At 71.1% G+C, this 25752-nt stretch carries 27 protein-coding genes; 16 read left to right on the top strand and 11 right to left on the bottom strand.

Annotated elements, in window-relative coordinates; genetic code table 11:
- The first annotated feature begins 1 nt into the window (after nt 1).
- From ABGB18_RS28880 to ABGB18_RS28870, 3 genes are read left to right on the top strand one after another with little or no spacing between them, the layout of a single operon-like run.
- The gene (locus ABGB18_RS28880) at nt 2-886 is read left to right on the top strand and encodes a DUF58 domain-containing protein (RefSeq protein ID WP_347698767.1); all 885 of its coding nucleotides are present in this window, start codon (nt 2-4) and stop codon (nt 884-886) included.
- Nucleotides 883-1866, top strand: a complete 984-nt coding sequence (locus tag ABGB18_RS28875; RefSeq protein ID WP_347698766.1) for a VWA domain-containing protein — start codon at nt 883-885, stop codon at nt 1864-1866. The genes ABGB18_RS28880 and ABGB18_RS28875 overlap by 4 nt, the downstream gene beginning before the upstream one ends.
- Nucleotides 1867-2910 (top strand): VWA domain-containing protein, encoded by a 1044-nt coding sequence (locus ABGB18_RS28870; RefSeq protein WP_347698765.1) that lies wholly within the window; start codon nt 1867-1869, stop codon nt 2908-2910.
- Nucleotides 2911-3061: 151 nt separating this feature from the next.
- Here the strand turns inward: ABGB18_RS28870 and ABGB18_RS28865 are convergent, their stop codons facing one another.
- Together ABGB18_RS28865 and ABGB18_RS28860 are read right to left on the bottom strand one after the other, a co-directional pair.
- The gene (locus ABGB18_RS28865; RefSeq protein ID WP_347698764.1) at nt 3062-3505 is read right to left on the bottom strand and encodes a transcriptional regulator; all 444 of its coding nucleotides are present in this window, start codon (nt 3503-3505) and stop codon (nt 3062-3064) included.
- A 592-nt stretch (nt 3506-4097) separates the two neighbouring features.
- Nucleotides 4098-5105, bottom strand: coding sequence for a DNA-formamidopyrimidine glycosylase family protein (locus ABGB18_RS28860; protein WP_347698763.1), 1008 nt, complete (start codon nt 5103-5105; stop codon nt 4098-4100).
- A gap of 94 nt (nt 5106-5199) precedes the next feature.
- Here ABGB18_RS28860 and ABGB18_RS28855 point away from each other — a divergent pair, with 94 nt between their 5' ends.
- Entirely contained in the window at nt 5200-5568 is a 369-nt protein-coding gene (locus ABGB18_RS28855; protein WP_347698762.1) for a DUF427 domain-containing protein, read from the top strand.
- A gap of 65 nt (nt 5569-5633) precedes the next feature.
- Here ABGB18_RS28855 and ABGB18_RS28850 read toward each other — a convergent pair whose 3' ends face one another.
- Nucleotides 5634-6554 (bottom strand): NADP-dependent oxidoreductase, encoded by a 921-nt coding sequence (locus ABGB18_RS28850; RefSeq protein ID WP_347698761.1) that lies wholly within the window; start codon nt 6552-6554, stop codon nt 5634-5636.
- 409 nt (nt 6555-6963) lie between these two features.
- On the opposite strand from ABGB18_RS28850, the gene ABGB18_RS28845 reads away from it, so the two are divergent.
- The 5 genes from ABGB18_RS28845 (at nt 6964) to ABGB18_RS28825 (ending at nt 9607) form a co-directional block, all read left to right on the top strand.
- Entirely contained in the window at nt 6964-7410 is a 447-nt protein-coding gene (locus ABGB18_RS28845; protein ID WP_347698760.1) for a hypothetical protein, read from the top strand.
- A 142-nt stretch (nt 7411-7552) separates the two neighbouring features.
- Nucleotides 7553-8035 (top strand): hypothetical protein, encoded by a 483-nt coding sequence (locus tag ABGB18_RS28840; RefSeq protein ID WP_347698759.1) that lies wholly within the window; start codon nt 7553-7555, stop codon nt 8033-8035.
- A 259-nt stretch (nt 8036-8294) separates the two neighbouring features.
- A complete protein-coding gene (locus ABGB18_RS28835; RefSeq protein WP_347698758.1) occupies nt 8295-8726 on the top strand; it encodes an Hsp20/alpha crystallin family protein in 432 nt (143 codons plus the stop codon).
- A 66-nt stretch (nt 8727-8792) separates the two neighbouring features.
- On the top strand, nt 8793-9107 hold the full coding sequence (locus ABGB18_RS28830; protein ID WP_347698757.1) for a MerR family transcriptional regulator: 315 nt from the start codon (nt 8793-8795) through the stop codon (nt 9105-9107).
- Nucleotides 9108-9433: 326 nt separating this feature from the next.
- Nucleotides 9434-9607, top strand: a complete 174-nt coding sequence (locus ABGB18_RS28825) for a hypothetical protein (protein WP_347698756.1) — start codon at nt 9434-9436, stop codon at nt 9605-9607.
- Between the two features lie 17 nt (nt 9608-9624).
- Here ABGB18_RS28825 and ABGB18_RS28820 read toward each other — a convergent pair whose 3' ends face one another.
- The 3 genes from ABGB18_RS28820 to ABGB18_RS28810 all read right to left on the bottom strand — a co-directional run bounded on the left by ABGB18_RS28820 (nt 9625) and on the right by ABGB18_RS28810 (nt 13460).
- Nucleotides 9625-10524, bottom strand: coding sequence for a sugar phosphate isomerase/epimerase (locus tag ABGB18_RS28820; RefSeq protein ID WP_347698755.1), 900 nt, complete (start codon nt 10522-10524; stop codon nt 9625-9627).
- A gap of 17 nt (nt 10525-10541) precedes the next feature.
- Nucleotides 10542-12638 (bottom strand): PQQ-dependent sugar dehydrogenase, encoded by a 2097-nt coding sequence (locus tag ABGB18_RS28815; protein ID WP_347698754.1) that lies wholly within the window; start codon nt 12636-12638, stop codon nt 10542-10544.
- Between the two features lie 81 nt (nt 12639-12719).
- Nucleotides 12720-13460 (bottom strand): hypothetical protein, encoded by a 741-nt coding sequence (locus ABGB18_RS28810; protein WP_347698753.1) that lies wholly within the window; start codon nt 13458-13460, stop codon nt 12720-12722.
- Nucleotides 13461-13716: 256 nt separating this feature from the next.
- Here ABGB18_RS28810 and ABGB18_RS28805 point away from each other — a divergent pair, with 256 nt between their 5' ends.
- Nucleotides 13717-14307 carry a dihydrofolate reductase family protein gene (locus ABGB18_RS28805; protein ID WP_347698752.1) on the top strand — a complete coding sequence of 197 codons (591 nt, stop codon included), beginning with the start codon at nt 13717-13719 and terminating at the stop codon, nt 14305-14307.
- A 64-nt stretch (nt 14308-14371) separates the two neighbouring features.
- On the opposite strand, the gene ABGB18_RS28800 is transcribed toward ABGB18_RS28805, so the two are convergent.
- The gene (locus ABGB18_RS28800) at nt 14372-15187 is read right to left on the bottom strand and encodes a SigB/SigF/SigG family RNA polymerase sigma factor (RefSeq protein WP_347698751.1); all 816 of its coding nucleotides are present in this window, start codon (nt 15185-15187) and stop codon (nt 14372-14374) included.
- Between the two features lie 176 nt (nt 15188-15363).
- Here ABGB18_RS28800 and ABGB18_RS28795 point away from each other — a divergent pair, with 176 nt between their 5' ends.
- On the top strand, nt 15364-15531 hold the full coding sequence (locus ABGB18_RS28795; protein ID WP_347698750.1) for a hypothetical protein: 168 nt from the start codon (nt 15364-15366) through the stop codon (nt 15529-15531).
- Nucleotides 15532-15546: 15 nt separating this feature from the next.
- Nucleotides 15547-15861, top strand: a complete 315-nt coding sequence (locus ABGB18_RS28790) for a hypothetical protein (protein WP_347698749.1) — start codon at nt 15547-15549, stop codon at nt 15859-15861.
- 4 nt (nt 15862-15865) lie between these two features.
- Here the strand turns inward: ABGB18_RS28790 and ABGB18_RS28785 are convergent, their stop codons facing one another.
- Nucleotides 15866-16786 carry a hypothetical protein gene (locus ABGB18_RS28785; RefSeq protein WP_347698748.1) on the bottom strand — a complete coding sequence of 307 codons (921 nt, stop codon included), beginning with the start codon at nt 16784-16786 and terminating at the stop codon, nt 15866-15868.
- Nucleotides 16787-16885: 99 nt separating this feature from the next.
- Here ABGB18_RS28785 and ABGB18_RS28780 point away from each other — a divergent pair, with 99 nt between their 5' ends.
- Nucleotides 16886-17113, top strand: coding sequence for a hypothetical protein (locus ABGB18_RS28780; protein WP_347698747.1), 228 nt, complete (start codon nt 16886-16888; stop codon nt 17111-17113).
- Between the two features lie 37 nt (nt 17114-17150).
- Here the strand turns inward: ABGB18_RS28780 and ABGB18_RS28775 are convergent, their stop codons facing one another.
- Complete coding sequence (locus ABGB18_RS28775; protein ID WP_347698838.1) at nt 17151-17516, bottom strand: hypothetical protein; 366 nt, start codon at nt 17514-17516, stop codon at nt 17151-17153.
- 15 nt (nt 17517-17531) lie between these two features.
- The gene (locus tag ABGB18_RS28770; protein ID WP_347698746.1) at nt 17532-19052 is read right to left on the bottom strand and encodes a CYTH and CHAD domain-containing protein; all 1521 of its coding nucleotides are present in this window, start codon (nt 19050-19052) and stop codon (nt 17532-17534) included.
- A gap of 322 nt (nt 19053-19374) precedes the next feature.
- Between ABGB18_RS28770 and ppk2 the strand changes: the two genes are divergently transcribed.
- The 3 genes from ppk2 (at nt 19375) to ABGB18_RS28755 (ending at nt 23211) form a co-directional block, all read left to right on the top strand.
- Nucleotides 19375-20328, top strand: coding sequence for a polyphosphate kinase 2 (gene ppk2 / locus ABGB18_RS28765; protein WP_347698745.1), 954 nt, complete (start codon nt 19375-19377; stop codon nt 20326-20328).
- A 331-nt stretch (nt 20329-20659) separates the two neighbouring features.
- Nucleotides 20660-21868: an FxsB family cyclophane-forming radical SAM/SPASM peptide maturase gene (locus tag ABGB18_RS28760; RefSeq protein WP_347698744.1), complete on the top strand. Its 1209-nt coding sequence runs from the start codon at nt 20660-20662 to the stop codon at nt 21866-21868.
- Nucleotides 21865-23211 carry an HEXXH motif domain-containing protein gene (locus ABGB18_RS28755; RefSeq protein WP_347698743.1) on the top strand — a complete coding sequence of 449 codons (1347 nt, stop codon included), beginning with the start codon at nt 21865-21867 and terminating at the stop codon, nt 23209-23211. The genes ABGB18_RS28760 and ABGB18_RS28755 overlap by 4 nt, the downstream gene beginning before the upstream one ends.
- Here ABGB18_RS28755 and fxsT read toward each other — a convergent pair.
- The gene (fxsT, locus tag ABGB18_RS28750) at nt 23171-25675 is read right to left on the bottom strand and encodes an FxSxx-COOH system tetratricopeptide repeat protein (protein ID WP_347698742.1); all 2505 of its coding nucleotides are present in this window, start codon (nt 25673-25675) and stop codon (nt 23171-23173) included. The two genes, ABGB18_RS28755 and fxsT, sit on opposite strands and share 41 nt — an antisense overlap.
- Nucleotides 25676-25752: the final 77 nt, after the last annotated feature.

The following is a 25752-nucleotide window of genomic DNA, read 5'->3' as shown; positions in this document are numbered from 1 at the left end:
CATGGCCACCGCCCCCGAAAGGCTCCTGCTCCGCCTGGAGTGGAAGGTCGTCCGCCGGCTGGACGGCCGGCTCCAGGGCGACCACCGCACCGCGCACCGCGGCTCCGGGATCGACTTCACCGGGTTGCGCGCCTACGGTGACGGCGACGACGCCCGGCACATCGACTGGAACGTGACCGCACGGCTGGACGAGCCGCACCTGCGGGTGTTCACCGAGGATCGCGAGCTGACGGTGTGGCTCGTGCTCGACCGGTCGGCCTCGATGGCGGCCGGCCGGCCGGGACGCGGCAAGCACGACGTGCTCGCCGAGCTCGCGCTCGTCCTCGCCCGGATGTTCGGCCGGGGCGGCAACCGCGTCGGCGCCCTGCTGTTCGACACCGGGATGCTGCGCGTCGTGCCGCCCGGCACCTCCCGGCGGCACGCGCTGCGGATCGGCGCCGAGCTGGAACGCACCTCCGCGGCGCGCGGCGGCGCCACCACCGACCTGGCGGAGATGCTCGACGCGGCCGGACGGCTCGCGCGCCGCCGCGCACTCATCGTCGTGCTCTCGGACTTCATCGGCGACGGGGACTGGGAGCGCTCCCTCCAGCGCCTGGTCCGGCGGCACGAGGTCGTGGCCCTGCGGATCGTGGACACGGCCGACGACGTGCTGCCCGAAGCCGGGCTGATCGTGGTCGAGGACGCCGAGACCGGCGAGCAGCTCCTCGTCGACTCCGCCGACCCGATGCTGCGGGTCCGCTTCCGCGCCGCCGTAGACGCCCGCGACGCCCGGCTCACGGCGGGCATGCGCCGGGCCGGGGTGCCCGTCCACCGCATCGACACCGACCGCGATCTGGCCGAGGCGCTCGTCGAGGTCGTCGCCCGCACCCGGGACCGGTCGCCATGACCGAGTCTCATGACCTCATGACCCTGTCCTCGCCGCTGCTGCTGGCCGTCGGACTGCTCGTCACGGCGGCGCTCGCCTGGGTGGCCGCCGTCTCGGCGCGCCGGCGGGCGGCCGCGCTCGCCGCGGCCGGCGTCGCAGTGCCGGGCGGCCGCCGGGTGAATCTCGGCATCGGCCTGACGGTCGCCGGTGTCGGGGTGCTCGCGATGGCCGCCGCCGGACCGGCGGCCATGGTGCCGGTCCCGCGGACCGCGGGCACCGTCATCCTCGCCATCGACGTCTCCAACAGCATGGGTGCCGACGACGTCGCGCCCACCCGGCTGGCGGCCGCGCAGCGGGCGGCCCGCGCGTTCGTGGCGGCGCAGCCGGACAGCGTGGACATCGGAGTCGTCGCGTTCGAGCGGGGCGCGCTCACCACCGCGCGGCCCGCCGCGGACCACTCCGTCGCGCTCGCGGCCATCGACCGGCTGAAGATCGCCGGCAGCACCTCGCTGGGGACGGCCATCATGGTCTCGCTGTCGGCGATCACCGGCAGGCCGGTGAACGTCGGCGGCGACGGCACCGTGCCCGACATCGGCTACTGGCCGTCGGCGACGATCGTGCTGTTCTCCGACGGCCAGAACCAGGGCGCGGGCGCCGACCAGTCCGTCACTCAGGCCGCCGAGGTCGCCCAGCGGGCGGGTGTCCACGTCCACACCGTCGGGGTCGGCACCACGGCCGGGACGACGGTGAAGGTGGACGGCTACCACCTGCAGACCTCGCTCGACGAGGACAGTCTCACCTTGATCGCGCAGACCACCGGCGGCGCCTACCACCCCGCCTCCGACGCCGCGCGGCTCGACGGCGTCGCCGACACGATCGACCTGCGGCTCACCGTCTCCGACGAGCCGCTGCCTCTCGCCGGCGGGCTGATCGGGCTCGCCCTCGCGCTGCTCACCGCGGGAGCGGCGCTCACCGTGCTCCGGTCTGGACGGGTGATCTGAATGGTGTTCTCATGGCCGTGGGCGCTGCTGTCGGTCCTGGTCATCCCGCTGATCTTCGCCATCCGCTGGTGGGCGCGGCGCCGTCGCCGGCGGGCCGCCGTGCGTGTCACCTCGATCGCGCTCGTACGGAGTGCGCTCCCCGGCCGTACGCGCTGGACGCGGAGGATCCCCCCGGCGCTGTTCCTGGCCGGACTCACGCTGCTCGCGGTCGGGGCCGCGCGACCGCAGGCGTCGGTGCCGGTGCCGATGAGGTCGGCGACGATCCTGCTCGCGCTCGACACCTCCGGCTCCATGTGCTCCACGGACGTCGATCCCAACCGCATCACCGCGGCGAAGAAGGCCGCCGCGGAGTTCATCGAGTCGCAGCGGGGCGGGCCACGCATCGGCCTGGTCACCTTCGCGGGCACCGCGGGCCTGCTCGTCCCTCCCACCGACGACACCGGCTCGCTGATCGAGGCGCTGGACAACCTCACCGTGTCCCGCGGCACGGCGATCGGGCAGGCGATGCTCACCTCGATCGACGCGATCGCGGAGGTGGACCCGTCGGTCGCCCCCACCGGGGCCGACCCCGGCGGCCGGAGGGAGGGCTACGCCGGTGCCGCGATCATCGTGCTCACCGACGGCGCCAACACCCAGGGCGTCGACCCGCAGACCGCCGCCCAGGAAGCGGCCCTGCGCCGCGTCCGCGTCTTCCCCATCGGCTTCGGCACCACGAACCCGTCCCCGATGGTCTGCGACAACTCCCAGTTCGACGGCCGCGGCTTCGGCGGCTGGGGCGGCGGCTTCGACCGCGGCCGCAACCCCCGCGTCATCGACGAGCCCGCCCTCAAGCGGATAGCCCAGACCACCGGCGGCACCTACCACCGCGCCGAGAACGCCGACCAGCTCCAGAGCGCCCTCCGTGCCCTTCCCGGCAGCTTCACCGTCGTCCAGCAGAAGGTCGACACAGCCGCCGCCTTCGCCGCCGGCGGCGCCATCCTCGTCACCGCCGCCCTGTCCCTCTCCCTCTGGTGGAACCGCCCCCGCACCAGCAAGCCGACCTGAGGCAGCCTCGTGTCGCCGGGATGACGGTGGCGGCCCGCAGGCTATCCCTCGATCAGGCGGCCGAAGGTGCTTCGCCGTGCCCATCTTCCGGGCGGCCGGGCCGGGACGACGGCAGTCACATGATCATTGCTCACGACGATCCCTTCCCCCGCTATGCGGTGATGATGAGAGCTGCGACGAACAGCCAGGCCACGTGCCAGGACTGGTCAAGGGCATAGGCCCCGGTGCCGAGATGCGGCGCGTCGTCGGTGCCCGGCCGGGGCGCGCCCATCTGGAAGAACCCCTCCTTGCCGACGGCCTTGGCCAGGCGGCCCAGCGTGGCTCGGCGGTCGGCCCAATAGTGGGAGGCCGCGTCCACCGAAAGCCCGATGATCAGCGCGAGCGGATGGACGGTCAGCCCCGCCACCAGCCCCACGGCGGCGAGCGCCACGGCCTTGGTCAGAGTGAGCGCGCCGACGTGCCGGAGGCAGGCCAGGCGACCCGAGAGCGTGGGCAAGCCCTTGCGCGCGGCCTGGCCGTGGGTCTGCACCCAGTGGTCGCCGAAGCTGTGAGCGGCGAACAGGGCGGCGAAGGCGGCCGCGAAGTCAGCGGTCATGGTCTGGTCTCCAATCAGTAGCCGGACCCGGAACGGGTGAGTATCCGGCACGTGCGGCAGCCGGCAGGCAGTGAGCACCGCGGTCGCGGCGGCCCCTGGACCTGCCGACGTAAGGTGATCCCGCGGCGGCGCTTCCTGATGCCTTTTGGGCCCGAATTCCGCAATCTGGACACCAGAACCGATCCATTCAGGCCACCTCCCACCCCCCAGGGCACGTAACGCACCTGCTCGGACGCGGCTGCATCCGACCCGGCAAGCCGGTTCACGCTGTCACCATGACAACGCACGAGAGCCCGACCCCGGCGGAGGCGGCCGGTCGTGCCGGGGGAGCGATGCGGGGGCGAGCCGGAAAAGCGAGCATCGCCCCGCGCGACGGCGAGCGCCGGTCAGCCCGGCCGACCACGCGGGTGCCGGCCGCCGAACACCCGTGTCGACAGCGTCTTGAGCCCGGAGCAGCTCTCCCCCGGGGGGCCGCCTTCTTCGCTCTGCCGGCGACCGTGTCGGCGATGCCACAGGCCCGGACGCTCGGCCCATCGCCGGGCCTGGCTCCTGACGTAGGCGTGGTCGCGGCGCCTGCCGTACGTGGGGCGGCTCACCCCGCGCAGAGGGGTGCGAGCGCCTCGCCACCGGACCTGACGCCATCAGGCGCGCCGACTTCGAACGCGGACGCCACCTCGGCTTCTGGCGCTCCCTGACGGGCTGATCCGCGCGGCCACTGATGAGCAGATCCACGCGGCCCCTGATGGCTGATCCGCGTGGCCCCTGATGGGCTGATCCGCGCGACCAGCTCAGAACCGTGGGCGGTGACGACGGCGCGGCCCGGTAAGGAAGGCTGGCAGCCGGGGCACCAGACGGTCATCCGGCCGGCGATGCGGCGGTGGGACAGGGGCGTGCCGCAGCGCGGGCAGGGGCCGTCGGGCTCGTCGCGGGCCCCGGTGAGCCAGGTGTCGCGCGGGGGCACGCATCCGGCCTTGATCGACTCTCTCAGGACACGGCGCATCGCCTTGAACAGGGCGGTGCGTTCGGTTCTGTCCAGGTCGCCCGCGGCGCGCAGGGGGTTGACGCGGGCCTGCCAGCAGATCTCGTCGGCGAGCAGGTTGCCCAGGCCGGCGACGAACGTCTGATCGGTCAGCACCGACTTGAGCCGTCCCCGGCGGCCCGACAGCAGCCCGTCGAAGCGCTCGCGTGACACGTCGCGCGCGTCGGGGCCCAGATCGCCGATCACCCGTTCGGCCTGGTGCTCGTCGCCGGCGAGGCGGACACCCTGGAGTTTGCGCATGTCGCGGAAGCGTAGCTCGCCGTCGTCGAACTGCCAGACGACACGATCGTGCCGGTGCCGTGGCTCGCCGGGGGAGTGCCAGGACAGTGAGCCGGTCATGCCGAAGTGCAGCATCAGCACCGGCCCGCCGGCGGGCGCGATCAGCCACTTGCCGTGCCGCCTCGGCCGCTCGAACCGGTGTCCGCGCAGCGCATCGGCCAGCCGGCGGGCGCTGATGTCGCGGAGGATCCCGGGGTCGCGCACGCGTACGGCCCTGATCGGCTCGCCGGTGTGCTCGGACAGCACCCTGCGGAAGCCCTCCACGTCAGGCAGCTCCGGCATGAGGAATGCCCTGCCCCCGCTGCCCAGCCCCACACGTCCGCGTCCAGGGCGGGTCGCGATGGCCACTGCCGGAGATGTCTGATGGTATTGACGTGTGAATGCACGAGGACATGACATCGAGGTCAAGCCCGCGTCGGATCATGTCGTGGTACGGGTCAAGGGCTCACTTGTCGCGGCCTCCTCGCGGGCGCTCGTCCTCACCGAGACGGGTTGTCCACCGCGCTACTACCTGCCGACGGACGATGTGAAAATGGACCTGCTTCGGTCGTCGACGACGAGGTCGCACTGCCCGTTCAAGGGCGACGCCGTCTACTGGTCGGTGGACACCGGTGACGGGCTGGCCGAAGACGTGGTCTGGTCCTACCCGGAGCCGTTCGCGCAGGTCGAGGGGATCGCGGGGCGGCTGGCCTTCTGGGCCGAGAAGCCGGGCGTCACCCTTGAGGTGAAGGGGCAGGACACCTGAGCGTCCCGGCCCGCGTCCATCGCCGCGCGAACGGTTCGAGACCGGGGGCCCCGGCCTGTCGCGGGTCAGACGGTGAGGACGATCTTTCCGCGGGTTCGGCCTGACGCGTTCAGGCGCCACGCCTCGGCGGCCTCGGCCAGGGGCAGGGCGCGGTCAACGTGCACCGTCAGCTTGCCCTCGTCGGCGAGGCGCGTCAGCGTGGCCAGGTCGGCGGAGTCCGGGCGGACCCATACGTAGTGGCCGCCGTGCTTCTCGGCGGCGTCCGTGGTGATGGACACCACCCGCTGCGGCCGGCGTACCACCGAGAGGGAGACCTCCACGGCGTCACCGCCGACGAAGTCGAGGGCCGCGTCGACGCCGTCGGGCGCCAGCGCACGCACCCGGTCGGCCAGCCCCTCGCCATACGTGACGGGCTCGGCTCCCAGGGAGCGGAGGAAGTCGTGGTTGCGCTCGCTCGCGGTGCCGATCACGCGGGCGCCGAGTGCCACCGCGATCTGCACCCCGAACGACCCGACACCTCCGGCGGCGGCGTGGATCAGCACCGTGTCGCCCTCCGCGACGCCGACCCGCTTGATCGACTGGTACGCGGTGAGCCCGGCCAGCGGCACCCCGGCCGCCTGCTCCCAGCTCAGGGACGCCGGCTTCCTGGCGATCATGCGTACGTTCGCCGAGACGAGCTCCGCGTACGTGCCGTTCTGCGCCCAGTCCTTGCGCACGTAGCCGTAGACCTCGTCACCGACGGCGAACTCGGGAGAGTCGGGGCCGACGCGTTCGACGACTCCGGCCACGTCCCAGCCGGGGATGAGAGGGAAACCGGAGTTCATGATCGAATCGAGGTATCCGGCGGCGAGCTTCCAGTCGACGGGGTTCACGCCCGCCGCCTTGACCCGGATCAGGACCTCGCTGGGAGCGACCTTGGGCTCGGGAAGGTCGACGAGACGAAGGTCGTCGGCCGTTCCGTATTGGTCCAGCACGATTGCTTTCATTTTCGGGACAACCGTGGCCGGGGCTGACCGCATTCCTCGTTCCCGGGTATTTTGCCAGGTCAGGGAGGCCAGCTGGCACGTTCTGGCCTCAGGTCACGGCGGGTCCCTGTTGGGGGCTCGTACTGAGGGCGTGCGCGATCCACCCAGCGCTGCGGGCCTCTCCCGCGCCGGGCCCGAGACCGGCGGCGCGCCAGCCGACCTCGGGTCTTCCGTTGTGTGAGGCGTCTGTGACTGGTGCGCCTTCTGTGCATTAGTGCGCGCTCGACGCCTTGTGTGTCGTTGTGCGCAGAGCAGGGTGCCGGTCCGCGCCTACCGTTCTCGCTGTCCGGAACACGAGAAAACTCGTCCGGAATACGGGGTCAATCCGGTGCCCTCGCACCCCGAGGGCACCCACTCGACGGAGGAAACTGTGCGTACCATTGGCAAGCTGCTCGTCGGCACCGTTCTCGCTGGTGCCGTGGCCACGGGGATCGCCGCCGCCCCGGCCGCTTCGGCCTCGGCCGCGACGGCCACCACGGCGAGCGCCGCGACCACGGTCTCGGCCGCCCAGACCTATTCGAACGCCTGGAAGCGTTTCGACCGCGGTGACGGCCGCTTCGAGTACCGGTGGGGCAGGAGCGGCGGCCGTTACCGGCTGGACTTCCGGATGTGGGACCGTGACCGCCACGACCGTGACTACAGCTTCTTCGACGTCTACTACAAGCGTGACGGCCGCTGGTACCACTACAAGCGGTTCAACTCCAAGAGCTTCTACGGCAACCGGATCGTCTTCGGCAGGGACGTGGACGACTTCCGCATCCGCGGCGGCTACGGCCACGGCGGCAGCTACGGCTGGGGCGGCTACAACTACCGCTGACTCCCGGCCCCTGTGACGGAGGCCGGAACAGGGAAGAACTGAGCGGGCGCTCCCTCGCGGGGCGCTCGCTCTCTCTGATCGCCGCGGGACCGGTCCCGCGGCCGGTGCGTTGGGGTCGCGGCAGCCGACGATATTGGGGGGCATGCGGGCCTGCTGGACACGCTCCGCGCTGCTCGTGCTGATCCCCGCGCTGCTGTCCTGCGGCGCCGCCCCCGAACGACCCGCCGCCGGGTCGCCGCCCGCGACCGCCCGGACCAGCCCGTCCGCCACCGCCAAGCCGGCCCCGTCGGTCACCGCGTCGTCATCGGCGTTCTGCCTGGACCTGGACACCTTCAACGTCGCGCTGGTGATTTACGCCTCCACCGTGGGCAAGGCGGTCGAAGGCGAGCCCGTGGACTTCAAGGAGGCGCGCCGGCTCGCCGGGATCATCGCCGACTATGGCGAGGCCATGGAGGGCAGCGTGCCCCCGGACATCGCCGACGCCTTCCACAACCAGGTGAAGGCGGTCCGGAAGTCGTCGAGCAGGTTGTCCACCCGCAGCCGGGTCGTCGAGCTCGTCGACCCGATGTACAACGACAAGGCGGTGGCCGCGCGAAAGGCGCTCAGCGCGTACGAATGCGTCTGACCCAGGGCCGGCCGGCTACGGACGTGGCTGAGGAACGCCGTCGTACGCGGGCTCGTCGGGTTGTCCAGCACGTAGTCGCCCAGTCCCGTTCATGCGGGTCACGCGTGCTCTTGCCCCGCTGGGCGGGTGCGTCGTGGTCACCCGGCGATCGCTGTGTGACGTCGCCCAGGCCTCATTTGCTTGCGCTCGGACCTTCAGTTAACCTATAACTGTATTTGCAAGTTAGCTACGGACGAGAGACCAGCAAGGGAGCACGGAAATGTTGTTGACCTCGATCGACCCGTTCTTCCAGGAGTTCGAGCGCCAGTTCAACCGCCTGGCCCGCCAGACCCTCGACAGCGGCTCCGCCGTCATGCCGATGGACGGGCTGCGCCGCGACGACGACGTGCTCCTGCGCTTCGACCTCCCCGGCATCGACCCCGCCTCCATCGAGGTGACGGTCGACCGCGGCGTCCTCAGCGTCAGCGCCCGCCGCGAGGAGGAGATCACCGAGGGCGAGCGGCTGTTCGTCCGCGAGCGCTCCATGGGCACCTTCACCCGGCGGGTCTACCTGTCCGAGCACCTCGACGCCGACAAGATCGACGCCAGCTACGCCAACGGCGTGCTCGCCGTCCGCATCCCGGTGCTGGAGCGGGCCAAGCCGCGCAAGGTGGAGATCCAGCGGGGCGAGACCAAGGCCATCAAGGCCTGACGTACGGTGCCGATGGGGCGGCATCGCCGCCCCACCACCGTTCTCGACCCGAGCAAGGAGCCCCCGATGTCCCACCTGCCCTTCGACGACGAGCACGCACCGCTCTACTCCCTGGGGCAGGTGGCGGAGATGCTGCAGGTCCAGCACGCCTTCCTGCGGCGGCTCGACCAGCAGGCCGTCATCAGCCCGAGCCGTTCGAGCGGCGGCCAGCGGCGCTACTCCCGCCACGACATCCTGATCGTCCAGCACGTCACCCGCATGACGGAGGAAGGCATGACGCTCATCGCCATCCGCCGCATCCTGCAGTTGGAGCAGGAGGTCGTCGAGCTGCGCCAGGAGCTCAAGCTGGCTTGCGCGCGGATCCGCGAGCTGGAGGGGTGATCCCGCCCGCGACCCGCATCGTCCAGGGCGCGGCCGTACATCTGGAGAAGCCGCGGCACCTCCCGTGCCGGGGCAGGCGGGATCGCCGCTCGTTCTCTCACCTCGTCCCGAGTCACGATCCGTAACATTCTCGAATGCTGGGCAAGCCATCGGGCGGGGTTGTAAAGCTTCCGTGCCGAGCTGTGGGGCGGGAAACTTGACCGGCATCTGACCGCGAGCCGGGATTTTTCCGGAGAGATCATCGATATGATCCACGGCGGTACGCAATATCCCGGCAGTGGGTGAGCGATATGCAGCCATCCTGGCTGCCCACGCGCAAATGGCCGATGACGTTTCGCATCGTCGGGGAGGGCCCGGACGACCGGCCACGGCCGGTGACGGGCCGCTGGCGAGCCGAGGAGGGCGGGCGCATCCGGGTCGGCTTCGCGCCGGCGCCGGATGCGCCGTTCGAGCTCACCGTCGTCTCCCGCGAGGACGACCTGCTCGTCCTCGCCAAATGACGCCGGCGGCCGGCTCGCTAGTACTTCAGCTTGCGCAGGTAGCGGTAGCCGACCTCCGAGGTGCGCCGCGGGGTCACGTCCGGGGTGTCGTTCTCGACGATGTACTCCATCACGCGGTGCTTGTCGAAGATCCGCCCGAAGTCGATCGTCCCGGTGCCGAGGTCGGCCATGTCGCCGGCGAGGTCCCGGTCCTTGACGTGGAACTGCAGCACGCGCTGCGGCGCCCGGCGGATGACGTCGAGGGTGAAGCGCACCGGGTCGGCGACTCCGCGCCCGACGCCGCCGGTGACCGCCCAGTAGATGTCGATCTCCAGATGCACCAGGCGGGGGTCGAGCTCGGAGGTGAGCACGTCCCAGGGCGTCCTGCCGCCTCCCAGGTCGGTGGTGAACTCGTGGGCGTGGTTGTGGTAGCCGTAGCGCAGCCCTGCCGCGCGGGCGGCCGCGGCCTCGACGTTCATGCGCTCGGCCCAGCTCTTCCACTGGTCCAGGCTGGTGGAGTTCAGGTACGGCACGACCATGTACGACTGGCCGAGGGTGACCGCATTGGCGATCTTCGTCTCCAGGGCGGCGTCGTCGGCGCTGATGTCGTCATGGCTGGAGGTGGCCCGCAGGCCGAGCCCGTCCAGGAACGCGCGTAACTGCTGTGCCGTCCGGCCGAAGTAGCCGAGCGCGAGCTCGACCCTGGGGTAGCCGGTCTCGGCCAGGTAGGCGAGGGTGGCGTCGTAGTTCTGGGCGAGGTCGTCGCGTACCGTCCAGAGCTGGATGCTGATCTGGTCCCGGGGGACGCGGTCCTTGCGGTGGTGGTGCGGCGGCGTCGCCGCGGCGGCGGGGGCCGCACCGGCGACGGCGGCCGCCGCCCCGAGTCCGAGGCCCGCCGCCAGCAGGGACCGCCTGCTGGGACCATAGCCGTAACACATGGGAATCTCCCGTCTTCCTACGAGGTGGGCTCGAGCACGACCTGGTCGGTGCCGGTCAGCGGGGGCAGGCCGCCGGTGCCGGGGTCGGTGTACCCGGCGACGAAGACGCCGTGGAGGTCGTCCGTCCCGGGGTCGTGACCGCTCGGCTCGGTGGTCTGGATGGAGCCGGTGCAGCCGCGGGCCGTGGTCTGCGGGTGCCCGTGGTCGTCGTGGCCGAGGATGTAGTCCACCGTCACGTTGGCGCAGTCCACCGGCTGGTCGTCGGTGACCCGCACCTCGAACTCGACGACGTCGCCGAAGGTGAACGTGTCGCCGTCGGCCGGTCTGACCAGCTCCACGACCGGGGTGGCGTTGCCGACGACGATCCGCACCGACGTCGCGGCCGACATCCCCTCATCGTCGGTGACGCGCAGGGTGGCGTTGTAGAGGCCGTTCTCCCGGTAGGTGTAGGACGCCTGGGGGTCGCGGGAGTCGACCCTGCCGTCGGCGTTGAAGTCCCAGGCGTAGCGGAGCCGGTCGCCGTCGGGGTCCGTGGTGCCGGCGCTGGTGAAGCGGACGGCGAGCGGCGCGTGTCCCGCCGTCACCGACGCGGCGGCGGCCGGGACGGGCGTGCGGTTGCCGGTGTGGCCGATGTAGTCGATGCGCGAAAGCTGGGCCTCCTCGTTCTCCTGGAAGTAGCCGTCGCCGTACTCCAGCACGTAGAGCGCCCCGTCGGGACCGAACTCCATGTCCATCGGGTTGTCGAAGGTGATCGAGGGCAGCACGTCCTCGATCCGCCCGTCGCGGTGGAAGGCCTTGACGTAGTCGCGGGTCCACTCGTAGAAGAGCGGGACGCCGTCGAAATACTTGGGCCAGGCCACGGGGTTGCGGCCGCCGGTGTTGCGGGAGTCGAAGTCGTACGCCGGTCCGGCCATCGGGCCGATGCCGCCGGTTCCCAGCTCGGGGAACTCCTGCGACGGCCCGTACGAGAACCACACGTCCGGCTGGACCACCGGCGGCAGCGCCCGCCGGCCGGTGTTGTGCGGCGAGGCGTTGACCGGTGCCGCGCAGTTGAACGGCGAGCCGGAAACGCCCGTGGCGAAGTCGTAGTCGACGTACGGGAGCCGCGCGGTCGCGCAGTAGGGCCAGCCGTAGTTGCCGGCTCTGCGGATGGTCGTCCACTTGCCGTGCCCCGCGGGCCCCCGCTGCGGGCTGGCCTCGTCCGCGTCGGGCGAGTAGTCGGCGACGTAGAGGTCCCCGTTGGACCGGTTGAGCTCGATACGGAATGGGTTGCGCAGGCCCATCGCGTAGATCTCGGGCCGGGTGCCCGGCGTGCCCGGCGGGAACAGGTTGCCGCGGGGGATCGAGTACGAGCCGTCCGCGCGCACGTTGACGCGCAGGATCTTGCCCCGCAGATCGTTGGTGTTGCCGGAGCTGCGCTGGGCGTCGAAGGCGGGGTTCCGGTCGGCACCCTCGTCGATCGGCGTGTAGCCGTCGGAGAAGAACGGGTTGGTGTCGTCGCCGGTGGACAGGTAGAGGTTGCCGGCGGCGTCGAAGACGATGTCCCCGCCCACGTGGCAGCAGATGCCGCGGTCCACCGGCACGTCGAGGACGCGCTGCTCGGTCCGCAGGTCGATGGTGGCGCCGGTGAACCGGAACCGGGAGAGCCGGATCAGCCCCTTGAAGGGCGCGAAGTCCGCCGGCGTGCCGGTGAACGGGGCGTCACCCTCGTTGACGTCCGGCGTGGCGGGGTCGTCCACGGGGGTGTTCAGCGGTGGCGAGTAGTAGAGGTAGACCCAGTCGTCCTTCGTGGAGCCCTTGCCGAAGCCGGGGCTGAGGGCGACGCTCTGCAGTCCCTCCTCGTCATGCTGGTAGACGTCGAGTTGTGCGGCCAGGGTGTTGAGGCCGGTCTTCGGGTCGTGCAGCCAGACCTCGCCGCGCCTGGTGGTGTGCAGGACCCTGGAGTCCGGTAACACCGCCAGGTCGATGGGCTCGCCAGGTGAGTCGTTGAGCGTCACCTTCTGGAACTGGTCGTCGGGGGGCGGGGCGGCGGCGGTTGCGGCGGCTGGAACGGCGGCGGCCGGCATGAGGATCGCCGCGGCCGTCAACGCCGCGATAGCGGTTCTCAATCGCATGCCTCTCCTTCTGTCTGCTCGGGGGATAAGAGAGGGCAAATTAACGTGAATGTAACCCGAGTTCCGCCGATAGTGGAGGACCTAATCCCATCGATCGAGCGCCTTACGCCTCGCGATCGGACTAAGGGGACGCGCCGCGCCGGTCCCCGGCAGGTCAGGCGCCGGGTCCGGGCAGGTCGGCACGCGCGGGTCCGCCGGCGAGGCGCGTGGGGCGGCCGGGGCGAGCAGGGCCAGCCGGTTGTCCTCGTTCCAGATCATCTGGCGGCGGGGCTTGCCCGGCAGGTCGGACTCCTGGTTGATGACGTTGCCGTTGTCGTCGTGGCGCAGGTCGGTCGGGCCGACCTCGGTGGGCGCGTGCGGCCGGGAGCTGTCGAACTCGTGGACGTGGGTGTAGGTGGTGTCCTGCTGCACCTGCTCGCTGCCGTTGCTGTTGACGATGGCGTGGCGCTGGTGCTTGCCGACGATGTTGTGGATGGTGTCGTACGTCAGCCGGAAGGCGTACGTGTCGGTCTTGTGGATGTCCGGCGTGTACTGGCCGCTGGCCTGGGTCAGCCGGTAGAGGTTGTCGTAGACGAAGGTCTGCGTGGACGGCCCGCCGCGCTTGGGCGTCGTGGCCGGGTCGGGGATGTTGGTGTCGTTCTGCAGCCGGGTGATGTTCCCGACGTCGTCGTAGCTGTAGCGGTAGCGCTGGGACTCGTACCCGGTGGGCAGGGTGGAGCTGAGCAGCGCCGGGCTGCGGTCGGCGGCGTCGTAGGTGAACGCCGTGGTGGCGCCGTTGCCCAGCGAGATGCGGCTGCGCTGCCCGAACTTGTCGTACTGCATGTCGCGCAGGTACGGGTAGGTGCAGCCGTTCTTGACGCCGACTGTATCGGTGACGTCCGAGAGACCGACTCGCCGTGCTGTCCGGCACCACGCAGGTCACGCTCGTGCACCGCGCCGAGTGGCGCTCCTCCATGGTCGACGGGTTTCCCGACACGTTCGCAAGCATGGGAGATTCGGACTGCCGGGCCGCTGTCCGATCCGGGCCGCCGGCTCCGACGTCCCTGGCAGATCCGATCTTCGACGGGAGTCACAGATCATGGGCAAGGTGATCGCGAGCGCGACGGTCTCGCTGGACGGTTTCATCGCCGACGAGTCGGACCGGGTGGGCCCGCTCTTCGACTGGTTCGACAACGGGGACGTCCCCTTCAACGGCGGCGACCCGGAGCGGGTCTTCCACGTTTCGGCCGCCAGCGCCGCCTACCTGGAGGCGACCTGGTCGCGGATCGGCGCGGCGGTGATCGGCCGCCGCCTGTTCGACCTCACCAACGGCTGGAACGGCCGCCCCGCGGCGGGTGACGCCGTCTTCGTGGTGACCCACAAACCTCCGGTGGACTGGCCGTTCCCCGACGCGCCGTTCACGTTCGTCACGGACGGCCTGGCGAGCGCGATCGCCCGGGCCAGGGCCGCCGCCGGGGACAAGGACGTGTCGTTGACCGGCGGCGACCTGCTGGGCCAGGCGCTGGCCGCCGGCCTGGTGGACGAGCTCCAGGTCAACCTGGTCCCGGTGGTGTTCGGTAAGGGCAGGCGGTTCTTCGGCGCGTACGGCGGTCCGCCCGCGCTGCTCGGCGACCCGGAGATCGTCCCAGGCGACCGGGTCACCCACTTGCGTTACGACGTCCGCCGATAGCGCGCCCGGGGAAGCCCCGCGCCGGCATCCCCCTCTGCCGGCGCCGAGCGAGTCCGCGGGCCGGTCAGGCGGCTGCGCGGGTGACGCGGGCCGGCGAGTGCTCCGCGGGCGCGGTCAGGGCCTCGCGCAGTTGGGTCAGGGTGGCGCGCAGGATGCGCGAGACGTGCATCTGGGAGATGCCGAACTCGGCGGCGATCTCGGCCTGGGTCAGGTTGCCGTAGAACCGCAGCAGCAGGATGTTCTTCTCGCGGTGCGGCAGCGCGTCGATGAGCGGCTTGACCGCCTGCGCGTCGACCAGAGTGTCCAGCGTCTGGTCGTAGTCGGGGATGAAGTCGCCCAGGCTGGCCGAGTCGCCGTCGTCCGTGCCGACCGGCGCGTCCAGGGACAGCGTGCTGTAGGCCGTCGAGGCGTCCAGGGCCAGCAGCACGTCCTCCTCCGACAGTTTCATCTTGGCGGCCAGTTCGGCCACTGTGGGGGAGCGGCCCAGCAACTGGGTGAGCTCGCCGGTGATCCGGTTGAGCTCGGAGCGGCGCTCCTGGTAGACGCGTGGCACCCGGATCGCCCAGGTGCGGTCGCGGAAGTGCCGCTTGACCTCGCCCGTGATGGTGACGGCGGCGTAGCCGCGGAAGTCGTGGCCCAGGCCGGCGTCGAAGCCGTTGATGGCCTTGACCAGGCCGAGGTAGGCGGCTTGCCGGAGGTCCTCCATCGGCTCGCCGCGATGGCGGTAGCGGCGGGTGACCTCGGTCACCAGCCACTGGTGCATCTCCACCAGCCGCTCGCGCAGCCTCGTCCGCTGCTCTTCGGAGGTATCGGGGTCGACCATGGCCACGAGAAGTTCTTCGGCAGTCAGGTCGGTGATTGCGATGTCCTGAACGGTCATGATGTGTAGCTCCCGGCTGTGCAGCAGGCCGCTCCATTCAAGACCGAAAGTCCAGGCAGGAGCGCGCCTCGTACGTCTCGCGAGACGAAGCCCTCTGCTGGACCTCATCTGATCATTTGCCCCTGATCGCCTGGTTAATCACCCTCGAAGGTAACAATGAGGTCACGGCAGGGGGCGTGCCTCGCTCGCGACTCGGCTCGCACTCCCGGAGAAGGAGCCGCGCAGGGCGCGCGCCTCGCGCGCAGGAGGGCCTCAGCGAGCAGTACCTGACGAACCTCACCTCCTTCCCCGACCTGGACGTCAGGATCGTCGCCGACCTGCTGCCGGAGCGGGCCGCCGAGTAGGCCAAGGCGTACGGCGTGGCGGAGTCGGGCACCCCCGAGAAGGCGCTCCGGCACCCCGACGTGGAGATCATCGTCAACCTGACCATCCCGGCGGCGCACGCCGAGGTGTCGGCCGCGGCGCTCGACGCGGGCAAGCACGCTGGACATCGCCCGCTCGGTACGCGCCGGCGTCCCGCACCGCGCGTCCGGCCGGCTCCCTGCCACGTGCTCGACACGATGGCCGCCATCTCGGAGTCCATCGAGAGCCGCCGGACCGTGGAGGTGGAGAGCCGGGCCCTCGTCACCGACTCCATCCCGGAGACCTGGGACCCGTACGCCAGGACGCTCTGACCGATCACGCCGGAGGTGAGGTGCGGGCCAGGCGCCGGCGCTCCTCGGCGCGCATCCGTTCGTGGTTCTTCGACATCTCCGACACGATGTGCGCGCGGGGCCTGGTCGGGGTGAAGGCGTAGGAGTCGACGCCGAGCGCCCGCAGCACCACGCGCTCCACCGGCGAGTGGTCCGCGGGGTCGGGGCGGTCGAACCGCATCGGCTCGGCCAGGGTCAGCGGCGGATTCGTGATGAGGCGCGGCCTGCGCAGGACGTTTTGTGACTTGGCGTGCAGGACGAACGGGTGCACCAGGTAAACGTCGCCGACCTCCCCGGTGGCCTCGACGAAGTCGGTGCACTGCCGCCCGAGGTCGGCGTAGGGGATCACCGGGGTGTCGTCGTCCGGGTCGGGCCCGGGCAGGAGCCCGCCCGGGTGCGCGGCCAGGAACCGGGCGACCGGGCCGGCCGAGTCGGTGGCGATATACGTCGCGCCGCCCTGGTGGTCGACGTCCGACCACAACGCGATCGTGAGCAGGCCCTGCTCGGGCGAGTCGAGGAAGTGCCGGAAGAAGTTGCCGTCCACGTGCCAGCCGGGCGACTCGTTCGACGGCGGCCGCCAAGGCCGGTCCGCGTCCTGCCACAGGTTGACGATGAAACCGTCGGTCCACGTGTACGGCTTCTCGGTGGAGACGCGCTCGGCGCCGCCGACCAGCTCGCAGGCGGCCAGCCACGCCTTGGGAGCGAACGTGCGCACATCGATCCGCTGGTGGGGCGGCATGTGCACGGACGGGAGCTCCCACGTCGAGGGGTCGTCGGCCACGTAGCCGAGCCGGTCCCAGATGAGCCGGGTGTGCTCCTCGGCCGCGGCGCGGGTGAAGCACCCCCGGAGCCGCACATAACCCTGGTCCAGGAACTGCTCGATGTCCTCGGGGCTGAGCACTGCCATCGACCCCTCCTGTCGGCCGCCGCGAAAGGATCAAATGCGATCTTATCACCGCCGATCGCGGAGCCCAGGGGTTAGCCGAGACGGTCGTGCAGGTCCTCGATGACGCGGATCGCGGCCGGCGGCTCCCTCGGATCGACCGGCACCGGGCCGCCGCCCGCCAGCGCCTTCGCCGCGCACGGCATCGCGTACGTGATGAACGGCGACTACCCCGGCCACCGCCGCTTCCACTCCCTGGCCCGCAAGCTCGGCGCTTCGGTGGTGACCGGCTTCACCGGCTCCAAGATCTGGCGCTATGTCGCGATGTATCCGCCGGTGTCGCAGGAATGACCTCGCTTCTGGCCGGCCGCCGTGCCGGCGCCCGCGGTCAGGGGGCGGCGCCGCTGGTGAGCTCCCGCGGCGCGGCGGTCACCGTCACCACGTCGATGTCCTGCTGCTGGAGCATGGTGCGGTGCTCGTCGGTGATGCCGTCGTCGATGACGACGCGGTCGATCGCGTCCCAGCCGCAGATCTTCACCATCGCCGAGGCGTAGAACGTCGAGGAGTCGGTGAGCAGCACCACGTGCTCGGCCACCTCGATCAGCGCCCGCTTGGTGATGGCGTCGAACCCGTTGCCGCAGAACGCGCCCCGCTCGCCGATCCCGCTGGCGGCCAGGAACAGCGTCTCCACCTGCAGGTTGGAGATCGCGGACAGGGTCGCGGGGCCGTCGAACGACAGCGACTCCGGACGCAGCAGCCCGCCCGTGGTTCAGTTCTTCAGCGCCCGCAGGTGCTTGGCGGTCCTGGCGGCGTGCTTGCGGGCGGACGGCAGGTCGCGCAGGGCCTCGGCGGCCTCGCCGCGTTCGGTCCCCAGCAGGAGGCCGAGGGTGAAGGCGTCGCCCGGGGTCGGATCCGGCCGATCGGCGATCTCGGTGAGCTGCCGCTGGGCGACGACCGCGTCCTGGTAGCGGCCGAGCGCTTCCTGCAGGTCCTCGGCTCGCCTGGCGAGCTTGGCGGCGGGCTTGCCGAGCGCCGGGGTGGTGGCCTCGGCGGTGTAGCGGGCGCGCTTGGCGGCCTTGCGGGTGGAGTGGAGGGCGCTCTCACGCTCCGTCCCCTCGGGCAGCCGCTCGGCCCGGGCGTACTTGTCCAGGACCTTGCGCCAGCTCTTGACCACCAGGCGGGGGGACAGGCGGCGGGCCCGCCGCCGGGCGCGGGGGGTGAACGGCGGGGCGGAGACGAAGCCGTCGAGGTCGGTCAGCAGGGCGAAATAGCGGGGCGTGGACAGCGCGCTCTTCAGCGTCTGCCTGGCCTCGCGTTCCCGGGCCGACAACTGCTCCAGCCACCGCGGGTCCGCGCCCAGGCCGGCCGGCCGGTCGGCGAGCCGGCGGTCGAAGCGGGCGGTGAGAACCTCCAGGTCGCGCACGTCCCCGAGCGTGTCGGCCAGCCATTTCAGCTCGGCGTCCAGCGCTCCGGCCCGGTCACGGTCCAGGAGGCGGGCGTGGGTGCGCAGGAGGCTGCGCGTACGCCGTACGGCCACCCGCATCTTGTGCACCGAGTCGTCGTCGTGGTCGGCGAGCCGCACCAGCGGGTCGTAGGTGAGCAACTGGTCGCGCTGCCGCCGCAGGTAGGCGACCAGGACCTCGCCCGCCGTGCGCCCGGCGGCGCGGCGCGGCGGCTGGGCGAGGTCGTCGCCCAGGACGCGTCGCAGCTTGGAGGACGCGGCGGCACGCACGGCGCCGGCCTGGCGCAGGGCCGGATCCAGCCGATCCAGCAGCTCAGGCGGGCCGTTGACGAGCTCGATCTCCACCTCGTGCCAGGAAGTGGACCGCTGCGCGTCCTCGTCCAGCCGGTGACCCACCACCACGTCGTCGGCGATCTCGGCGACCACCTGGCCGTCGCGGTCGCGCAGCCGGCGGGTCGTCCGGGTGGTCTCCACAGTGGCGACGTGCACCAGTTCCTGGCCGCGGACGTGGGCGGCCAGCAGCCTGGACAGCCGGGCGGGCACCTGGTGGACGCCGACGCCCAGCGGCTCGTGCACCTCGCGGCGGGTGTCCTTGGCGGCGGGCAGTCTCAGATGCCATCCGGCGTCCTCGCCACCGTCCCGGCGTCGCAACGTGATGCCACGCGCGGCGAGTGACAGCGCCGGGGTGTCGACGTAGTCGGCCACCAGCCGCCAGGTGCGGGGTTCGTCCGCCACGATCGGGCCGCCGGGCCCGGCGATGCTCTCGATCACGATCGCCGCGCCGTCGTCGATCTCGTATTTGCGCTCGATCTCGGTGTGCTGTGCCATGACGCTTCTCCTGTACGAGGGGCAGCAGGCGAAACGCATCCACTACCCGGCTCGGCCCGCCCAAACGGTCCAGGCCACGATCCCGCCACGCCAGGTCCGAGGGCCGCGCACAGATCCTCGGTATCGGCAACTCATGAGCTTCAAGGAACCGCAAGGACCGGTCGACGGCGTGCGGGGGCGCGGCCGCGGGCCTGGTGGCGGTCTTCTCCCTCGCCCTCGTGGGCCTGTCCAGCGGGCGCCCGGCGGGCCGGGGCGGCGCGGGCTTGTGCTTCTTGCTGGTGGCCGGTGGGATCGTCCTGGGCCTTTACGTCATGCTGGACAAATGACCAGCCCTCAGGTTAGGCCGCCGGCCGTACTCGACACACGGGCCGCCGCGACGCAGAGCGAGTTGCTCGACGCCACCCCCGGACTGTGGGTGGACGACCGTGAGGACGACGACCCGGTGCTGATGCGCGCCGACGGCAACCCGGTCGACACCTGGCGCCAGCATTATCCGTATGCCTCGCGGTTGCCCCGTGAGGAGTATGAGGGGGACAAGCGGCTGCTGCAGATCGAGCTGCTGAAGCTGCAGTACTGGATCAAGGACAGCGGCCGCCGGCTGGTGGTGCTGTTCGAGGGGCGTGACGCCGCGGGCAAGGGCGGCACCATCAAGCGTTTCATGGAGCATCTCAACCCGCGCGGGGCGACGGTGGTCGCGCTGGAGAAGCCGAGCGAGCGCGAACGCGGCCAGTGGTACTTCCAGCGTTACATCGCCCACCTGCCGGCCAACGGGGAGATCGTGCTGTTCGACCGGTCCTGGTACAACCGGGCCGGGGTGGAGCGGGTCATGGGCTTCTGCACCGAGCGGGAATACCAGGAGTTCGTCGGGCAGGCGCCGCGTTTCGAGAACCTGCTGGTGGAGTCGGGGCTGCACCTGGTCAAGCTCTGGTTCTCCGTCTCGCGTGCCGAGCAGCGCACCCGGTTCATCATCCGCCAGGTCGATCCCGTGCGGCAGTGGAAGCTGTCCCCGATGGACCTGGCCTCGTTGAGCAAGTGGGACGACTACACCAGGGCCAAGGAGGAGATGTTCCAGCACACCGACACCGAGTCGGCGCCCTGGACCGTCATCAAGAGCAACGACAAGAAGCGCGCCCGGTTGGAGGCCATGCGCCACGTGCTCAGCCTCTTCGACTACACCGACAAGGACCACGAGGTGGTCGGGGTTCCCGATCCGCGCATCGTGATCTCCGCCGCCGACATCTTCGACGAGGACCACGCGACCCCCGACCAGTCCTGAGGACGAGGGCTCCGGCTTCTGAAGCCGGAGCCCTCGTTCGCGCACTGTGACGAAAGGTTGAAGAGCGCTGGGCTGAAATGTTGCGTGATGTCACGAAGACGGCGGCATACGGCAGGCCCTATCGTCCGATCTCGGTTCCGCGGACAACGGCGGCAAGGCATCGGCGGAGGGCGCTCGTGGACGGTCGGCCGCAGTGTATTTCGCACCCGCCGTCCCCTTCCGTCCACCGCCGGCCACCGCGTCACCGTTCCATGCCCGGCGCCCTGGGGGCGCGTTGTGCCCGTACCGAATTGCCGGGCGGAAGATGCGCTCAAACGATAGTTTCGCTCGTGTGTCCCGCTCGAACGGGGGCGACATAAAGCCCCAGGTCACTGCCCTTCCGCCAGAGGGATGGCAGCCGTGGCCTTTGTGCCAGTTCATCCTCAAAATACACAGTAGATGTGATTTGAAGTGCGACTATTGCTATGTCTATGAAATGGCTGATCAGAGCTGGAAAATGCAGCCGCGTCGGGTTTCCAAGGACATCATCGCGCACACGGCCGCCCGGATCGCCGAGCACGCCAACGCGCACCGGATGCCCGCCGTCCACCTGATCCTGCACGGCGGGGAGCCGCTCCTCGCCGGTGCCGACCACATCGCCCACACCGTTCACGCCGTCCGGCAGGCCCTCGGCCCGGCCGTACGCGTCGACGTCAGCGTTCAGACCAACGGGATGCGCCTCGACGAGGCCTACCTGGATCTGTTCGACGACCTGGGCGTTCGCGTGGGCGTTAGCCTCGACGGCGACGCCGAGGCGCACGACCGCCATCGGCGGCGGCCCGACGGGCGGGGCAGCCATGCGACCGTCTCCGCGGCTCTCAAGCTGCTCACCGGCCGCTACCGGCACCTCTACGGCGGCCTGCTGTGCACCGTCGACATCCGCAACGACCCCATCGCGACCTACGAGGCGCTGCTGGAGTGGGAGCCGCCCAGGATCGACTTCCTGCTGCCGCACGGCAACTGGGCCGAGCCGCCGCCCGGCCTTCCGGCCGATGGCGGCGCGACACCGTACGCCGACTGGCTGATCCCCGTCTTCGACCGCTGGTACGGGGCGCCCCGGCAGGAGACGGAGGTCCGGTTGTTCGCCGACATCCTGCGGCTGCTGCTGGGAGGCACGTCGTCGAGCGAGGCGGTCGGCCTCGGGCCGGCGCGGATGACGGTCATCGAGACCGACGGCACCATCGAACAGTCCGACACCCTGAAATCGGCCTATCCGGGCGCCCCCGCCACGGGATACCACGTCCTCCGCGACACGTTCGACGTCGTGCTCCGGCATCCGGCCGTCATGGCCCGGCAACTCGGCCGCGCCGCCCTCGCCGCCGAATGCCGTGACTGCTCCATCGTGTCCGTCTGCGGCGGCGGGCTCTTCGCCCACCGCTACAGCCCGGACAGCGGCTTCGGCAATCCCTCGGTCTACTGTCACGACCTGTTCCGCCTGATCACCCATATTCGCGGCGAAGCCGAGCGCGACGTCGCCGCCCTGTTGAAGGACCGCCGATGAACCTCAAGCACCATGTCATCCCGGACAGGCACTTCGACGCGCTGGGCTCGGGGGGAGGCGGTGCCGAGGCGGTCCGGCTGCTGGCGCGCGGGCAGCACAGCAAGCACGTGTTGCTGGTGCACGGGGTCGTCTCCACCGCCCGGGCCCTGGGACACCCGGAGGCCGAGGCGGCGGCACGGGCGTTCGAGCTGCTGCGCGATGCCCAGCGCCACCGCAGGGAGGCGGCGGACGCCGTGCTCCGCCATCCGGCCGTGGGCGCGTGGGCATGGCGGACCTACCACTCGCTCGCCACGTCCGGCCAGGGGCATTCGCCCGCCCGGCTCGCCGCGGTCGCCGCCGCCGCGGCCCTGAGCTCCGGCCTGGACTTCGCCATCGAGGTGCCGGTCGAGGACGGTGGCGTCATGCTGCCCTCGCTCGGCCGCGCCGCGGCGGGAGGCGGCACCGCACTCGTCCGGCGAGCGGGCGGCCCGGCGGAGGTGATCTCGGACGCCGGGACGGTACGCGTCCCCGACGACACCCGGCGCGACACGCCTGGCTGGGAGGCCCTGCGCCACCTGCGCGCGTGTGTGGGCGACCGGTCGATCGTGCTCTGCGTGGACGACCTCGACCCCTACCGGATGCCGGGAGCCCGCCTGGCCGCCGGCAGGCTGACGGAGGAGGAGCTGGACGTCTGGCGCGAGGCCCTGCGGGGAGCCTGGGCGCTGCTGCTGGCCTGTCACTGGACCATCGCCGCGGAGGTGTCCGCCGTCACCAGCGTGCTGACCCCGCTGGCCGACGTCTCCGGCGACCAGATCAGCGGCAGCTCCCGCGAGGCCTTCGGCTGCGTCGCGCTGTCCACGCCGCCCGACGCCACGACGTTGGCGCTCACGTTCGCCCACGAGGTCCAGCACGGGAAGCTGTCGGCTCTGCTCGACGTGGTCCCGCTGCTGCGTCCCTCGGGGGGAAACCGCTACTACGCGCCCTGGCGCGAGGATCCCCGCCCGCTGGGCGGCCTCTTCCAGGGAGCCTACGCCTACGTCGGGGTCAGCGGGTTCTGGCGCAGGCAGCGGCAGCGGGAGCGCGGCGAGGCGGCGCTGGCGGCGGAGGCCGAGTTCTACCGGTGGCGCGAGTCCGCCGAGGAGGCGACCCGCGTGATCGCCGGCAGCGGCCACCTCACGCCCCGCGGCGAGCGTTTCGTCGCCCGGATGGCCAAGAGCCTGGCCGCCTGGGGCGAGGAGAAGGTGACCGAGGCGGCCGTCGAGAAGGCCCGCCGGGACGCCGCGGCCCACCGGGAGCAGTGGGAGAGCCGCAACGGGCGGCCCGTCAGGCCGCGACCTCCAGACGGCGTGACAGCTCCCGGATGAAGTCGCGGGCGTCTCCCCAATAGACGGCCGCGCGCAGGTCCAGCCGGGAGATCCTGGCGAGGTGGTACATCCTGGCGGCCTCCTCCATCCCGCCGGGATCGGGGTCGTGCAGCGCGATGGTGTTCCTCCTGGGGATCGACACACCGGCCAGGAGGTACATCAGCATCCCGTACGACGACGAGCGCGGGTTGTAGCCGAGCACCAGGTACGGGTAGGTGACCAGCGCCCCGAGGATGTCGGCCGACCACTTGCGGTACTCCACGCGCAGGCACTTGACGCGGTCGCCCTCCGACAGCACCAAGGAGTCGGGCACCTCGTACGACCCGGCCAGATGGCACACCAGCGGACGCTCGGGCGTGGGCGCCACGGCGGGCTCGGCGTTGGCCAGTTCGGGACGCCACGGCGGCACCTTCACGATGGGCTCCCTGCCCGCCTGGAGCAGGGCGCGGGTGAGCTGGTCGTGGTAGCAGGTGGTCAGATACGAGGTGGCGGGGATCTTCGCGAGGAACTCGTAGGGGTCGTCGTCCTCCTCCTCGGGTTCCTCCCATTCGCGCCGCAGGGCGGCCATCAGCTCCTCGGCCAGGGCCGTCCGGTCGGGGAGCGTCACCGCGTAGTTGAGCACGGACTCGAAGTTCCACGCGTCCGGGAACGGATAGCCGAGCCGGTCGGCCCACTCCCAGCTCAACGCACGCACCCTGGCCGTCTTCCGCCTGGAGACGTTCGCGCCGACGATCGGGGTGCAGTCACCGGTGGTCACCTGGTTGATCAGCCGCTCCCAGTCGTCGCCGTCCATCTCCCTGACGAGCTGCAGGCCCCGCCGTACGGCCGGGGCGGGAGCGGGCCTGCGTACCTTGCCGGGGACGGTCTCGCCCGCGGCGTGGGCCGCGGTCTCGGGCACGACGCCCGCGTACCGCTCGGCGCTCTCGCTGTCGCCGATCACCTGGAAGTACCGGACGAGCTTGGCCGCGAACGCGCGCACGTCCTGGTCGGCGCAGTCGGCCAGGGCCGAGGCCTCGGCATGACCGGCCAGCTCGGCGTAGAGGTTCGTGCGGCTCTCCGGGTCACCGCAGTCGGATCCGGCCAGGAGGAGATGCACGTCGTGCCGCATCCGCGCCCCCTCCTCGTCGGACAGTTGCTGCTTGACCGTGGTCTGGAGCAGGCGATGCACCTGAACGGTGTCCCGGCCTGCCAGGCGCATGAAGCCGTACCTGGTGAGCGCCCTGATCGCGGTGTCGGCCAGCAGCGGGTCCCGGAACACGCCGACCGACTCACCCGACAGCGGAAGGGCGCCCTGGACCAGCAGGCCACGGGAGATCGACTCCGGCCTGAGGAACGCGCATCGCCGCAGCAGGTCGAGCGCCTCCGGATGGGTCTGGCGCAGCGTCTCGAAGCCCAGCTCCCAGGTCGAGGCGAGGCCGCGCCCGTAGTCGACCGGCGGATGCTTGTCCAGCATGCGGCCGGGCTGCTCGCGCAGCCGGGCGAGGTAGGCGCCGGGGGTCAGGCCCGCCCCCTTGAGATAGCTGCCCGCCTGCACGATGCCGAGCGGCAGGTCGCCGAGCTCCTCGGCCACCTCGGCGGCCTCCTGGTCGGAGATCCCCGGCACCCGCCGGGTGAGCAGCTCGACGCTGTCCTCGCGGCTGAAGACGCCGACCTCGATGGTGTCGGCGACCTCGTCCCAGGCGAAGTCACGGGTGGTGATGAGCACGTGTCCCGAGGTGCTGCCCGGCAGGAACGCTCCCAGCGTGGCGGGATGCGCCGCGTTGTCGAAGACGAGCAGCCAGGGCTGCCAGGTGGGATCTTCCCGCAGCAGCTTCAGCGTCTCCGCCACGATCTCCGCGTCCGCGATGCCATGGTCCAGCCGCCGGCCCAGTGAGGCCAGGTCGGTCCACACCAGGCTCGGCTGCTCGGCCCTGATCCACCAGATGACGGCGTACCTGGACAGGTGGTTGTGGATGTACTCGGAGGCGAGCTGGGTCTTGCCGTGCCCGCCGGGCCCGAGCAGGCAGACCGGCCGGGCCCGCTGCGCGGCCATCTTGGTCTCCAGGTCTGCCATCAGCTCCTCGCGGCCGAAGAAATGACCCCTGACCGGCTGGGTCCCGCCGCCCTGGATCAGCGGCCAGGAGTCGTCCCCGTCGTCGGGCGCGGGCTCGGGCGCCTGGCTCCAGGCCGCCGACATGGTCCGGTGCCGGTCCAGCCATGCGCCGACCAATCCCTCCTCGTCGTCCGTCAGCCGGACCCCGTGCTGCCGTCCGTGGACCAGACAGGCGCGGACGAACGCGTCGACCAGCGGCCATGTGGGCGGCCGGCGGCGGTCGTGGTTCAGGTGGCCGTGCAGCGTGCTGGACCGCAGCCACCTCGGGTTCTGCCGCTCCAGATCGCGCAGGGAGGGCGTGCCGACCTGGGTGCGAAGCTCGTTCATGGCGTCGATGAAGGCGCGGAGCGCTGGTTCCCGCTCAGCGCTCATCGGAGGTCCGCCTTTCGCCCTGTTGAATTGCGTTCAAGGTCGTTCATATCCATCCGAAATTATCCGCTTTCCAGGGC

Origin of the sequence: Nonomuraea sp. B12E4, from assembly GCF_039871825.1 — a bacterium.
In the GTDB taxonomy this organism is placed as follows: Bacteria; Actinomycetota; Actinomycetes; order Streptosporangiales; family Streptosporangiaceae; genus Nonomuraea.
Note: the sequence above shows the minus strand (reverse complement) of the source record. Positions and strands in the feature narration are given on the sequence as shown.